Source organism: Pseudoalteromonas rhizosphaerae (assembly GCF_902498845.1).
Taxonomy (GTDB): Bacteria; Pseudomonadota; Gammaproteobacteria; order Enterobacterales; family Alteromonadaceae; genus Pseudoalteromonas; species Pseudoalteromonas rhizosphaerae.
Genome location: NZ_CABVLM010000007.1, coordinates 201,762 through 215,858 on the forward strand (window position 1 = coordinate 201,762; position 14,097 = coordinate 215,858).

10 protein-coding genes are annotated in these 14,097 nt (G+C 41.6%); 3 read left to right on the forward strand and 7 right to left on the reverse strand.

The features are described 5' to 3' along the window. Window positions 1–164: 164 nt before the first annotated feature. Complete coding sequence (locus tag PSR9079_RS12805) at window positions 165–1,469, forward strand: NAD(P)/FAD-dependent oxidoreductase (protein WP_149981946.1); 1,305 nt, start codon at window positions 165–167, stop codon at window positions 1,467–1,469. Window positions 1,470–1,893: 424 nt separating this feature from the next. Here the strand turns inward: PSR9079_RS12805 and PSR9079_RS12810 are convergent, their stop codons facing one another. Both PSR9079_RS12810 and PSR9079_RS12815 read right to left on the reverse strand, forming a co-directional pair. Beyond that, on the reverse strand, window positions 1,894–2,868 hold the full coding sequence (locus tag PSR9079_RS12810; RefSeq protein WP_149981947.1) for a transposase: 975 nt from the start codon (window positions 2,866–2,868) through the stop codon (window positions 1,894–1,896). Between the two features lie 165 nt (window positions 2,869–3,033). Continuing rightward, a complete protein-coding gene (locus PSR9079_RS12815; RefSeq protein WP_179959184.1) occupies window positions 3,034–3,783 on the reverse strand; it encodes a substrate-binding periplasmic protein in 750 nt (249 codons plus the stop codon). Window positions 3,784–4,081: 298 nt separating this feature from the next. Between PSR9079_RS12815 and PSR9079_RS12820 the strand changes: the two genes are divergently transcribed. Beyond that, window positions 4,082–5,587, forward strand: a complete 1,506-nt coding sequence (locus tag PSR9079_RS12820) for a phospholipase effector Tle1 domain-containing protein (protein ID WP_149981949.1) — start codon at window positions 4,082–4,084, stop codon at window positions 5,585–5,587. 52 nt (window positions 5,588–5,639) lie between these two features. Here PSR9079_RS12820 and eat read toward each other — a convergent pair whose 3' ends face one another. The 3 genes from eat to PSR9079_RS12835 are packed head-to-tail and all read right to left on the reverse strand — an operon-like array spanning window position 5,640 to window position 9,361. Then, window positions 5,640–7,037, reverse strand: coding sequence for an ethanolamine permease (gene eat, locus PSR9079_RS12825; protein WP_218939782.1), 1,398 nt, complete (start codon window positions 7,035–7,037; stop codon window positions 5,640–5,642). Between the two features lie 51 nt (window positions 7,038–7,088). Next, window positions 7,089–7,958: an ethanolamine ammonia-lyase subunit EutC gene (gene eutC / locus PSR9079_RS12830; RefSeq protein ID WP_149981951.1), complete on the reverse strand. Its 870-nt coding sequence runs from the start codon at window positions 7,956–7,958 to the stop codon at window positions 7,089–7,091. Continuing rightward, entirely contained in the window at window positions 7,955–9,361 is a 1,407-nt protein-coding gene (locus tag PSR9079_RS12835) for an ethanolamine ammonia-lyase subunit EutB (RefSeq protein ID WP_149981952.1), read from the reverse strand. Before PSR9079_RS12835 ends, eutC begins: the two co-directional genes overlap by 4 nt. A 246-nt stretch (window positions 9,362–9,607) precedes the next feature. Between PSR9079_RS12835 and PSR9079_RS12840 the strand changes: the two genes are divergently transcribed. After that, window positions 9,608–10,558, forward strand: coding sequence for a helix-turn-helix domain-containing protein (locus PSR9079_RS12840; RefSeq protein ID WP_149981953.1), 951 nt, complete (start codon window positions 9,608–9,610; stop codon window positions 10,556–10,558). A 23-nt stretch (window positions 10,559–10,581) separates the two neighbouring features. Here the strand turns inward: PSR9079_RS12840 and PSR9079_RS12845 are convergent, their stop codons facing one another. Together PSR9079_RS12845 and PSR9079_RS12850 are read right to left on the reverse strand one after the other, a co-directional pair. After that, window positions 10,582–11,292, reverse strand: coding sequence for a substrate-binding periplasmic protein (locus PSR9079_RS12845; RefSeq protein ID WP_179959185.1), 711 nt, complete (start codon window positions 11,290–11,292; stop codon window positions 10,582–10,584). A 176-nt stretch (window positions 11,293–11,468) separates the two neighbouring features. Further along, window positions 11,469–14,096: a glycosyl hydrolase family 18 protein gene (locus tag PSR9079_RS12850; protein WP_149981955.1), complete on the reverse strand. Its 2,628-nt coding sequence runs from the start codon at window positions 14,094–14,096 to the stop codon at window positions 11,469–11,471. Window position 14,097: the final 1 nt, after the last annotated feature.

The following is a 14,097-nucleotide window of genomic DNA, read 5'->3' on the forward strand; positions in this document are numbered from 1 at the left end:
CTATTTGTTCCTATTAAATTTTACTGACAAATCGTGGGAAAAGGCGCATTATAAATGCGTTGCTTGAAAAGGTATTTTGAACATTTTTGTTCTGCTCAATACCTAAGTGTTCTATTCGTTTCATCATAAGAGCATTTAGGTATAATTCTTTTGAGGGCAATGAAATGATAACCACACATCCTAAAATCGTGATCATCGGTGGCGGTGCCGGCGGCCTTGAGCTCGCAACGCAATTAGGGCATAAACTAGGGAAGAAAAAACACGCCGACATTCTATTAATTGATAAAAATCGCACCCATATTTGGAAACCTTTGCTGCACGAAGTGGCAACGGGTTCTATAGATGCCGATTTAGATGGGGTAGTTTACTCAGCACACGCAGCAAAACACCATTATAACTTTCAACTTGGCACTTTTTGCAACCTTGATAACGCTAATAAAACCATCACACTCAGTGCCTTTAATGACGAACTTGGCCATCAAATTTTACCACAACGCACCGTTCATTATGACTACTTGGTGATTGCCATCGGCAGCGTCAGTAACGACTTCAATACACCCGGTATTAAAGAACATTGTTTTTATCTTGATTCAAACCAACAAGCTGAACGCTTTCAGCACGCGCTACTCGATAACTTTACTCGGCTACATCAAGACGACGACCCACAGCATGCATTAAATATTGCCATTGTTGGCGGTGGCGCAACAGGCGTTGAACTCTCAGCTGAGCTGTATCATGTTTCTGACTTATTAAAACTTTATGGTTTGACAAATATGTCGGCAAAGCGCTTACACATTCACTTAATCGAAGCAGGCCCGCGTATTTTACCCGCCCTACCAGAGCGTATAGCAAACTCAGCGAAAAGAGAGCTACTAAAACTTGGTGTTAACGTTCGAGAAAACACCCAAGTAAAGCAGGCAACAAATCAAGGATTCATCACTAAAGATGATGAACAGATCGATGCCGACATTATGGTATGGGCAGCGGGTGTAAAAGCCCCCGATTTTATAAAAGATCTCGGGGTTTTTGAACTAACTCGTAATAACCAAATCATGGTGAACGACTATTTGCAAAGTAATAGCGATGACACCATTTTTGTATTAGGTGACTGTTGCGCGTTTACACAAAAAGATGGCAAATTAGTACCGCCTCGTGCGCAATCAGCCCATCAAATGGCACAATGTGTTGAAAAAAACCTAATTGCGACACTACGCCAACAGCCGTTAACTAGCTTTGAATACAGCGATCATGGTTCGCTCGTCAATTTGTCACGCTACAGTACCGTGGGGAGCTTAATGGGCAACCTCACTAGTAATAGCTTTTTTATTGAAGGCAAGATAGCCCGCTTTATGTATATTTCGCTCTATCGCATGCATCAACGCGCTATCCACGGCAGCGCCAAAACCTTTGCATTATGGATCAGCGAAAAAGTGCTCCGGGTCGTTAGACCAAAGATGAAATTACATTAAGCAACTAACAAGAGTAAGTGGAGCAGCCGCTTCACTTACACACCTAGAAATAAAATAAAAAATGACACCGATCTAGAAATTATAATGACACCCATCTATATATATCTAAAAACAATGAAATTAAAATTGACACCCATCCATATATATCTAAAAAAAATGCAAACTTACATTTTAAAACAATGGATTGAAGGTAAATAAAAAAGACACCCATCAAAAAATTGCAATGATAAAAATTGCAATGACACCCATTCTAAATAAAAATGAAATTACAAACATCCAGGTTAGGGCAATAAACGAAACAATTAAAAACCGTAGTTATTTTCAAAAAGGACTTTTATACAAATGGCAGATAAATATCAGGCGTTTGCATTTTTAGGCGTCAAAAAAACCTGAATTAACAAGTTATGTATTATTGGCTACGTTATCACGCTAGTAATTTTTCGCAATTCGTTAGATTCGTTCGTCGCTTAAAGTGTTGATGTTCACAAAACATATTTAACGACTCAGGTCTTCCAACAGCACCGTGAAAAAAGGTGGTAAATTTGCTGGTAACTTTCAACCAGTTTTCGGGGGTTATTTGCAACCTTTCAAGCAAAGGGGTTAGATCGGCGGCTATATAACCTATTTTATCAGGACGAATACAGCGCCCAGTCGCATCAACAAGAGAAAGGTAGGAAGTTAGCTCAAAAGGTAAACCTTTCACCATATGCTGTGTTGCCATTCCTGAAAAACGTTGTAATGATTTGGGCTGTTTACCTGCTGCGATCGAAATAATACGCTTTTTGACACTCGTAAAATCTGAATTTTCTGGTTTGTCAGCAATACCTGCACGAACTGGGTTTAAATCAACATACGCCATACATGCTAATAATGCGGCTTCATCAAGTAAGGCTTGGGATTTGAACCGTCCCTCCCAAAATCGCCCCTTACAGTCATCTTCTTTATTTGCTTTTCGCGCTATATATTCATTTAAAGAGCGCATGAACCAGCTAATATCCATTAACCTTGAACGATATTGCGCAATATTATCTGTAACTATTTTCATCTCAAAAGACGCTAGCTTTTCACCTTTAGCAAAACGTCGTGTTAATTCAGAACCTTTAAAGGCTTTATGCCAGCGAATTGCAACTGCTCTATCATTTACTCTTTCCGCCTTTTTACTATCTACGTACACTACAATATGAGTATGATTACTCATTACTGCATAAGCGCACACATCTATAAAAAAGAGAGATGCCAAACTCATTAGCTTATCTTCAACCCATTTTCTGCGGTGTTCATAACATTGACCCGTATATTCATCCACACCACACAAATAGGCACGTCTTACACATCGTGATATACAATGATAGTAACGAGTGTCCGTTAAACTGATTTGTCGATTTCTTGCAGTAGCCATAAATACCTCAGATATCACGTTCCTTATAAAATACTAGTTCCTCATGGTAATACTGCAAATATAGTCATTATTATGGGTGTCATTTAAGTTTGAATTACTACAATCGCCATTTATTAGGTGGGTGTCTTTATTTATTTAAGTGGGTGTCTTTATTTTTTTTATTAGTTACTCTGGCTGTGCTGAGGCTAGATGTTCGTAACGGGCTAATATTTCATCATATTCACCTGAGCGCTTTATTTGCTCTAGCCCTTTGTTGAAGGAGGTTATTATATATTCAGCATCGGGATGCTCTTTACTGATCCCTATATGAAGAGGGTGCTTAATTAAAGCTGGTTGCCAAATTGTTAGCTCTGTTGAGTAACCATTATTTTTCATTTCGAACCATGCTGCATATTTATCAACCAGAGCAATATCAGCGCGATGCTTTTTTACATGCTCAAGACAACTATGGACATTAAGTAAAGGAACGATTGTAAGCCTATCAATAGACTGTAAATACTCATGATATCCGTAACCTCTAATTGTACTGATTGTTAAGCTTTCTAGGCTGTGAGGGCCTTGATAATCAAGCTGCGACTTAGTATTACTAATTATGCTAAGTTCATTAGTAAAGTAGGGCTGGCTAAATAAAATTGTTTTAGCACGATTTTCTGTCCACCATAATGCAGGGATCAAATCTATTTCATTATTTTCTAACATTCGCATTGCACGACTAAATGGCGCTATTTTAATATCGAATGCAATCTTCTGGCTAAAAAATGCAGCACGTACAAGCTCAGTAGTCATACCCGTTCCATCAGCAAATATGTAGGGAGGCCATTCATTATGAGATCCTACTAAAGGCTGTGTTATTGAATTAGAAAGCGCAGCAGTACTTTGTATGCATAACAGCAAAATAATAAAAAATTTAGTCATAGCAACACGATACCTTTTATCATGCCTACCTAAAGATACACAATAATACATTTGCTCTAGGCAAATCTGCGTAACTTAACTATTTAACCTAAGGTTTAATGGCAACTTGAACTTTGTTACTAAACCAGAGCTTCAACTGTTTAAGCTTAGACTACATTTGACTATATTATTTTCAATCTATAAAAAAGTATTGCCTAAAATAAATAACAAAAATCCTTATTGCATATTTGAGTGGATTGTCTTCAAATTTAAATAATTTACCTGTAAGTTATAAAAAACCACATAAAGGAATGATGCTATGACCGCGAAAACGCTGATTTTCAACTTTGATGGCACAGGTAGTGAGCCACGTGATGCTGAGCAGTTCAGCTCTGCGCATTTTAAGGAAGATGCAAGCATTTCGAATATTCTCAAACTTCATTTATTAATGGGTGGCCAGTTAAATAACGAACCCGTTACTCCTTTTACTAATCAACTTAGCTTCTATTACCAAGGTATTGGAACTCAAGGAAGTCGTTTAAAGCGATTCCTCAATCAATCTTTCGCACCACGCGATGACGATGTTGCCAGTATTTTAAATCATGCTATAAATGATTTTAAACGCTACTACAAAACTGGCGATACATTGTTACTCACCGGCTTTAGTCGCGGCGCTGCGTTAGCACGACGTTTTGCAAAGTGCTTAGAGCCGCTCATAGATAATAACGTTTATTTATGCGTATTTGATACTGTGGCATCCATTGGTTTATCCAAAGTCACCAAGGCCACCCGAGGCGCTGAGCATGTTATTTTTGAAAACCATACTTTAGCGACCAACATAAATCAGGCTCTGCATTGTGTGGCACTGGATGAAAAGCGTCGAGCTTTTGAACCTACCCTTATAAATCATCAAAACAATGTACATGAAATATGGTTTGCAGGCGCGCATTCCGATATCGGTGGTGGCTATTATCGAGATGGGCTGGCGGATATTTGCTTACGCTTTGCAATGGAGTGGTTACTTGAACTGCCTGTGGCTTTATCCTTTTTAACTAGTCAAGCAATCGAGTATTCATCGTTATTTCCTGCGGATCAAAACAGTTTTATCGCCCAAGATGATATGACCATCACCCCAGATCCTCTCGCGTTAAGCCATCAACAGAATTATTTTTGGTTTAATCCTTTATTTAAACTGATTGATCGTGAATGTACCGTGCTGGTTGATGACGAACAAAGTAAGCTGTTACCCATTATCCACCACAGTGTTGCTACACGTATCAATCAATTAACCAGTTATCGTCCCGAGTCTTTAAAAAACCTTAGTTATCAACTGCTGTATGCAGATCAAACTACGCTTAGTTTTAACGGTTTGTCTGCCCATATAGCTTTAAAAAATCAAAACATGTCAGTGTTACAAATTGGCCAAAGCCAAGATGTGTTGGTTTATGCCGCAGAGCAATACAATGCAACAGGACTAATGCTTGAACAAGGAGCTACTTATCGCTTTAGCCCTTACCCAGAACAACTTTGGTATGACGATGGCGTAAAATGTGGGCCACAAGGTTGGCACCGAGATAACCTACAGTTGGGTGTAAAAGAGATCCCCATGGCATTGCTCGAACCCTTTCGTCGTTTACCACATGCAAACTGGTTTGCCTTAATTGGTGCTATTGCCCATAGCGATAATGATGCTTTTGAGATTGCCGATGGGGGTGAATTTAAAATGACTCACTCAGGAGAATTTACGCCTTTTGCAAATGATTTGGTGCGTTTTTATGGCGCTAATGCTGGGCGTATAAAAATAAACGTGACCCGCCTTGGTTAATTGCATTATTAATAGGCCGTGCAAACGGCCTATTAATAACATTAAACTATCGCTATTTTGCACTTAAAGCAGCTTCAGCTTCAGCCAACATAGCAAACTCTTCATCGGCACTGTGTGCGACTAAGTGCTTACTACTGTATGCAAAGTAATAAATCGCTCCGATCACAAATAACACCACAGTAAACAAGAATGCACGAGGATCAAACGCGTATACCCCAGTTAAAGCCACCAAAGATAAGACCAGCGCAATTGCTGAGGTTATCATGCCACCTGGCGTTTTATAAGGTCGTGCGAGTTCAGGCTGTTTAATACGCAGTAAAATATGGCTCAATGCCATCAATGCATACGAAACCGTAGCGCCTACCACGGCCATCGCCAGCATTAAATCACCTTCACCACTTAATGATGCTAAGAAGCCAAAAATACCCGGCACAATTAAGGCACGTGCCGGCACTTTTCGTGAAGTTGTAACCGACAAACTTTTTGGAAAGTAGCCCGCTCTAGAGAGCGCAAACACTAACCGACTATACCCATAGATAATCGAGAAAAACGACGCCACTAAACCCGCTAAACCTAATATGTTAACGAGTGTTGCTAAGCTTGCATTCCCTGTTACGTTTAGCGCATCAACTAACGGCACGGCACTAGACCCCATTGCGCTGGCACCACCGGCACCAGGGATCAATACTACGACTAACAGAGCAGTAAACAATAAAAACAACATTGCACCTATAATTCCTTTTGGCACGTCTTTAGCTGGATCTTTGGCTTCTTCTGCCGCTAATGGTACGCCTTCAACGGCTAAAAATAACCACATTGCAAACGGCAATGCAGCCCACACGCCATACCAACCAAAGGGCAAAAACTCGGAGGCTCCAGCAGCATCGGTGATGGCAATATCAAACAATCGCGACACATCAAAATGTGTAAATAATGCGATCGCAGTGGCTATAATGGCAAAAACCGCTAAGCCACTTATCACCATCATCACTTTTAACGCTTCACCCACTCCCGCTAAATGAATACTGATAAACACAATATAGAACAGCGCATACACCCATGGACCATTAAAACCCAGTAGCGCTTCGACCGCCGAGCCAATAAAAATAACAATCGCAGCGGGTGCTAATGCATACTCGATTAACACGGCCAAGCCAGTCAAATAACCACCAGCAGGGCCCATTGCCTGACGCGCAAAACTATAGCCACCACCCGATGCCGGAATGGCCGCCGACATTTCTGCTAATGACAAAACCAAAGTTAAATACATCACCGCCATTAATACTGTGGCGACAGCAAAGCCTCCCCAACCAGCTTCTGCAATACCAAAATTCCAACCAGCAAAATCCCCAGAAATAACATACGACACTCCTAATCCCGCCAATAAAATCCATCCCGCAGAGCCTCGTTTTAACTGTCTTTTTGCAAGGTACTCTTTATTATCTGACATTATCTTCTCCTGCTATTTATTGTTGTAATTACATTATGTTTTCGTTGTTGATTATTCTGATAGTAAAAAGTTTGTTGTTTGCGTTTGATGCTCTATCACATCGTCTTGACTGCGATCTTTTAACCCCACCCCTGACAGGTTTAAACGTTTCGCTTCTTGTAAAAGATATAAAGTTCGTTGTGCTGCATCCTGATATGACAGCCCCGCAGGACGAATATTAGAGATACAATTACGACAAGCATCATTCAGCCCTGTTTTTGGCTGCCAAGTTAAATACAGCCCTAAACTATCTGGAGAACTTAGCCCTGGCCGTTCACCAATTAATACCAGCACCACCTTGGCATTAAGGAGCTCACCTATGTCGTCGCCTATCGCCACTCTACCTTGCTCCACTAAGCTGATCGGTGCCAAACGCCATGGCTCTGGTTGTTCACGCAGTATCGTCAGTAACTGAACAAGAAAAGGATGGGCATTTTTTTGTACTGCTAAAGACGATAAACCATCAACAATAACGATTGCGATATCGTGGTGTAACTCAGTGGCTGTAGCCGCTTTACTCATATAATTGCTTAGCTGATCGCGCGATGCTTGATCTAGTTTTCGACCTAAATCAGGGCGTTGTAAATAATGATTGCGCTCCACGGCTTGGCTATGTAAATGCAGTGGTGACGCGCAAAAATCCTCAAGCTGTTCACTTAACGCGGCTAAATCCAATGGAAAATTAACCGCATCTCGTGCTTGCGCATGGGAGAGTTGAAACGCCAACATTTCAGCCGTCGGAAGACTGATCCCAGCGCGCCCTAAACCAATGCGTGCATCGGTAAAGCTGCGTAGTTGCCGCCATGGGTTATGCACCACTTTGCCATTATCTTGATGTTGTTGCTGTATTTGCTGTGCCGTTTTGGGAGATGAGTTTTTCATGGCTGTCCACCACCTAAAGCTTTCAAAGAACGCGCAAATTGTGACGGTAACGTGTCAGACAAAATATGCTGCTGGGTATCTGTCATAATGTTCATTTTTGCCAGCCAAAGTTCGAATTCAGGTGCTGGACGCAAACCTAATACCCGCCTTGCATACAGAGCATCATGAAATGAGGTGGTTTGATAGTTAAGCATAATATCGTCAGATCCGGGGATCCCCATTACAAACGAACACCCCGCTACACCGAGTAAGGTCAGTAAGTTGTCCATATCATTTTGATCTGCCTCAGCATGGTTGGTGTAGCACACATCACAGCCCATAGGCACACCCAGTAATTTGGCACAAAAATGGTCTTCAAGCCCTGCTCGAGTAATTTCTTTGCCATCAAATAGATATTCCGGGCCAATAAAACCCACTACGGTATTGACCAGTAACGGTTTGAATTTTCGCGCTACGGCATAAGCACGGGTTTCACACGTTTGTTGATCAAGCCCATGGTGGGCATTTGCTGATAGCGAGCTGCCCTGCCCCGTTTCAAAATACATCACATTATTGCCTACTGTTCCGCGTTTTAAACTTTGTGCTGCATCTTGCGCCTCAGCAAGTGTATTTAAATTAAAACCAAAACTTGAGTTAGTCGCCTCAGTCCCCCCTATAGACTGAAACACTAAGTCAACCGGCGCACCGGCCTCAATACATTCAATAGTGTTAGTTACATGCGTGAGAACACAGCTTTGAGTCGGGATCTGGTATTTTTCAATCACATCATCCATTAAGCGCATTAATTTAATCGCTTGTGCAACATTATCAGTCGCAGGGTTAATACCAATTACGGCATCGCCACTGCCATACAGCAGCCCATCTAAAATACTCGCGGCAATGCCATTTACATTATCTGTTGGATGATTAGGCTGTAAGCGTGTTGATAAGTGGCCAGGTAAGCCAATGGTATTTCTAAATGCAGTCGTGACATGGCACTTTTTGGCAACTAAGATCAGATCTTGATTACGCATTATTTTACTAACAGCAGCAGCCATTTCGGGGGTAATACCCGCTCTGATTGTCGCTAAAACATGGCTTGTTGCGTGATCACTCAGCAGCCAATTACGAAAATCACCTACCGTTAAATGTGCGATTGCTGCAAATGCGTTAGAGTCATGTTCATCTATTATTAGCCGAGTAATTTCATCGTCTTCATAAGGGATTAAAGCATCGTTCAAGAATGTTTTTAAAGGGACTTCTGCCAGCGTCATTTGTGCCACGGCTCGCTCTTCTGCAGAACTGGCAATAACACCTGCCAAGCTATCACCAGAGCGCTGCGGGGTCGCTTTAGCCATTAACTGTGCGAGATTGTTAAACTGGTAGGTTTTACTTCCTAACGTGTATCGATACGATTTACTCATAAACTTACCTTGCTGACAAAATGTGTGTTAAAAAGGATAGGCACAGCTATTGCTTTTACTACAATAAAAAACAATAAATAAAGCAATAAACAGTACAACGATTCTTTTAAGGTAGCTTATAGCGTACCAAGCAACTATCAAGTTTTGGCAAATTTTACTTAAACAATAAAAATCATATAGTTAAAATTAAAAATCGGACAACTACTGTTTACTTGTAATAATTAGCCTGAGGTGTAATACGCAACTATGCAACATAATTTACCGACAAATGCACCAAGTAAGTGCACTTTAGCTACAACCGATGTGGACCAGCAGGCGGGAAACCTAACAAACTGGCAACAAAAATATGATCAAGTCAGTGATGGCCGCTTTTATGGCTGTATTGATGAAGTGGCTTATGATGGTTTGCAAGTGTTTAAAGAGTATACCCAGTGCGCATTACGACAACAGTGTAAAGTATGGCCAAATGCGTTATGGCTTGGCATTCCGGTAAACGCACAAAACAGTAAAATTAACGGTCTCACCATCGCTGATAATCAATTAATGTGCCGCCCAAGTGATTGCAACTTTGAGCTGATCACCCCTGCGCAATTTAATATTTATGGCATGGTGATCAATCAAGATACCCTTCATCAAATTGCTCAGCGACAAGGGTTGTCGCTTCAGGGCATTTGTGAACATGGATCACCGCGTATTACAACATCACCACAAACACTGCAACGTGCTCGTGAATGCATTGAACAAATCATTTATGCTAATGGCGGTGGAGCAAGTGCGGCTTTACAACACGATATTTTATTAAATTTAGTGCTGCACTTACTGCAATCACAACTCCCCCAGCAAAAAGTAACCCCAAGTTATAAACACCGTAAAAACGTTGTTGATAAAGCGAAAGAATTTATTCACGATCACCCAGACAACATAGTGACTATCACCCAATTATGTGAGTTTACCTACGTTTGTCGACGGACTTTACAATACAGCTTTGAAAGTATTTTAGGCATCAATCCGCTGCGTTTTTTACGCATGACCAGGCTTAACCAAATACGCCGTGAACTCAGTGATCCGCAACAAAATAAACCCATTTCAATGATTGCCGCCAATTGGGGCTTTTGGCATCCGGGCCAGTTTGCTAAAGACTATAAGCAATTATTTGGCGAAAATCCTTCAGACACAGTAAAACGTGCGCAGCTTTAGTGGTATCAATTATAGCTAGTTAATTAATAGGTATAGCTGGCAATTATTTGCTTGATATTCGATTGCATATCAATGATCGCTGCATTAATGGAGCGCACATTGTCCATCGTGACCGTTTTTTTACTGAGCATAAAATGGATTGGATTATCATGAATAACATAAGGATGCAGTGTAATACCGGGGATTTTTTCTTGGCTTATGAGGTATAATCCAGATATTTCATCATCAATCATAAAATCGACGCGTTTAGCTTTTAGCATATATAGCCGATGCTTGAGCAAAGGTACTCGTACAAGTAAATCTTTATTGTTTGTGACTTTGCTTAGCTGCTCAAATTCTTTACCATAATAACCACCATTATTTACGGCTATGGTTTTTTGTTGCGCCAACAGGCTGGCTAAATCGTGTGTTAGGTACTTAGTATCTTCATACCAGAACAGCCGCATTTTCTCACGTCTATATGGGGTTGAAAAGTGACTATATTGGGCACGTTGTTGATTGAAACTCGCAGCAGTTAATATATCCACGCGACCTTTTTCAAGTTCAACTAAACCGCGCTTTGATGACGGTAAAGACACAAACTGACTACAGAATCCAGCATGCGTTAACACCAAACGGCTGATCTCTACATCTATTCCTGTAAGAGCCTGCTCACCATCAAAGACAAATGGTGGCCAAGGTAATATCACCCCTACTTGCAGAGTTTTTTCGCAGCTGTTACTAATTGGACTCAACAATATCAAAAATAAGTAAATGTATTTAATAACTACAGCCTAGTAAAATTATAGACGCTTTGTACAGTATGGTGCATCTGACTCGAAAAACCAAAAAAAGCAGCCCGAAAGCTGCTTTATGTGAGTAAATTACACTTTAATTTATTACCTAAAAGTAGGCTTGATTATTAGGCTAATTAAAGTAATTTCCATACGTCTGCTACGCCGGGCTCATTTCCTTGAGTCCACCACTTCGCTTGGTATTTGTTACCACCATAAGAAACTTGGTCACCGCTATTGTAAGTTGCTGATGACTGCCAAACCAGAGCACCTGTATCATCTGTTGGTTGCGTAATTGCTTCCCAAACGCCACCTAAGTCGGGACGATCACCTTGAGTCCACCATTTAGCTTTGTATGTTACGCCGTTATAAACAACAGTATCGCCACCAACATATACCTTACTGGCATCCCACGTATCACCTGTAGGAGGCGTTGTATCGGTGTTAGTTACCGTTACAGTAAAGCTTTGAGTGGTAGCAACTTGGCCGTCACTTACTGCCACAGATACTGTTAAGTTTGTATCTGCAGCTACTGCGCCGGCCGTAAGATTAACACTGGCACCACTGCCCACTAATGTAAGACCTGCAGGGACATTCCATGTATAAGTAAGTGCGTCGTTTTGCGCATCAGAGGCAACAACCGTTACTGCTGCAGAAGCGCCTTCTTCAATAGTGATATCAGCAATCGCATCAACTGTCGGTGCAGTGTTGTCACCAGTTGTTGGCGCGATGACATTAACCAAAACACTTTGGCTTACCGTTGCTTTGCCATCAGTTACACTGACGGTTGCGGTAAACTGGCTGTCTTGGGTTACGTTAGGTGCAGTAATTGCCAATGTGCTTGTTGCACTGCCAGATACTGTTAACTCAGGTGATGCAGTCCAACTAAACGTTAGTGGATCATTATCGGCATCTGTTGCTGAAGCACTGACAGAAACACTTTCGCCAGCGTTCACGGTTACAGTGCTTGATACTGATAACACTGGTTTTTTATTACTTGGCGGTGTAACAACTCCGCCTAAGCCATCGTGCATAGCATTGAGAATATCGCCATTATCGGCATCAATTTCCCATGCAAATAGCCCACCTAAGTTATATTGATTAACATAAGCACCTTTAGCTAGCACTGACTCACGGCTATCATAAGTAATTAGTTTACCTGTGGCGCGATTCCACACATACGCCGCTTGCGCTTGGTCATCGTAGCCTACTTCAAAGCCATTAACACCAGTACCTGCAGCACCAATCATATGAGTTTTGATGCCTTTATAATCAATAACGCCATCTTCCCACACGCCTTGTGCTGTTGAGCCTTTTAATGGACCGGAGCCTGTTGCTGTCATAGGGTTACCATCAATAGTGGTGCCTGTTGGATAAACACCTTCCCAACCACGGCCATACATAGCAGTACCAACAACAATTTTTTTCGAGTTTACATTTTGTGCTAATAATAACTGTACTGCGTTATCTGTTGTATAAGCAGGGCCTTTACGTGGCTCACCGTTTTCATCTACGCCCGTACCATTACATTGCCCTACGCTCATATGCTCACCACAATAAAGCGCAGTTTGATGGCCAGTTACGCCACTCCATGCCCCATAAAAGTCATAAGTCATAGCGAAGATATAATCCATGTATTGGCTAGCGGCTTGGTAGTCAACGTCTTCAATTTTATCGTAACCAGCGCCAATTGCTGACGTAAGCTCATAAGTACGGCCTGTTTCAGCTTCAAGCTTATCAAGCATAGCGCGCAGCTCTTGCATTAACGCAACATATGCAGGACCATCATTTATCGGATCGCCAATATCTGGGTTAGGGCCGTCACCACCAGGAAATTCCCAGTCAATATCAACACCATCGTAAAACTTCCAGGTTCTTAAAAACTCTTCCATTGATGCTACAAATGTGTCTCGGTTAGCTTTATTAGTAAAACCACCAAATGGGTCAGATAGCGTCCAGCCACCTACTGATGGTAAAATTTTAAGATCCGGGTAACGCTGCTTAAGTGCCATTAACTGTGAATAAGTACCACGGATTGGATCCGCTGCATCCACACCTGGTAATGCTTTTTGCACAGCGGCCCATGGATCGTGAATAACCACTTCATAATCAGCAGAGCCTGCACAGGCTGTTTCAAGTGCTTGTTTAGGGCTGCCAGTTAATGATGCATTTTCACCACAAATTGGAATGAAGCCATATAAAATGTGGCTTAAGTTTTGTGCTGGAATGTTTGTTACATCATAATCACGACCGTAAATACCCCACTCAACAAAATACGCACCGGTCACTAACCCTGCTTTGGTACCAATATCACGATTATTAGGATCAACATCCATCGGCAGTGGCGCTAAGTGCCCGCCGTCGGTATCGGCAATTACGATTGGCTTACCAGCACTGCGTGCGCAAGTAGTACCGCCTTCGCATAGTTCTACATACAATGTATAGCGACCAGCTTTGTCATAAGGGAAAGAAATAGTTCCGCTTTTAGAACCTGCAGCAAGTGTACCTTCATTTACCAACATATCATCAAAGTAAACTTTGTAGCTGTCACCACCGTCACCGCTCCATGCACTCCATTGAATATTGATGCTCACCAGATCCACACGGGTAACAAGTTGCTTATAAGAACCGTTACCTTCTAAGTTCACTTCAACAAACGAATATTGTTGCGGTTCCCAATTAATACTTGGTGTAGACGGTGCTGCAACGGCTGTACTTGCAAATAGAGCAACGCCAATGGCTGCTGTTAACTGTTTAATATTCATA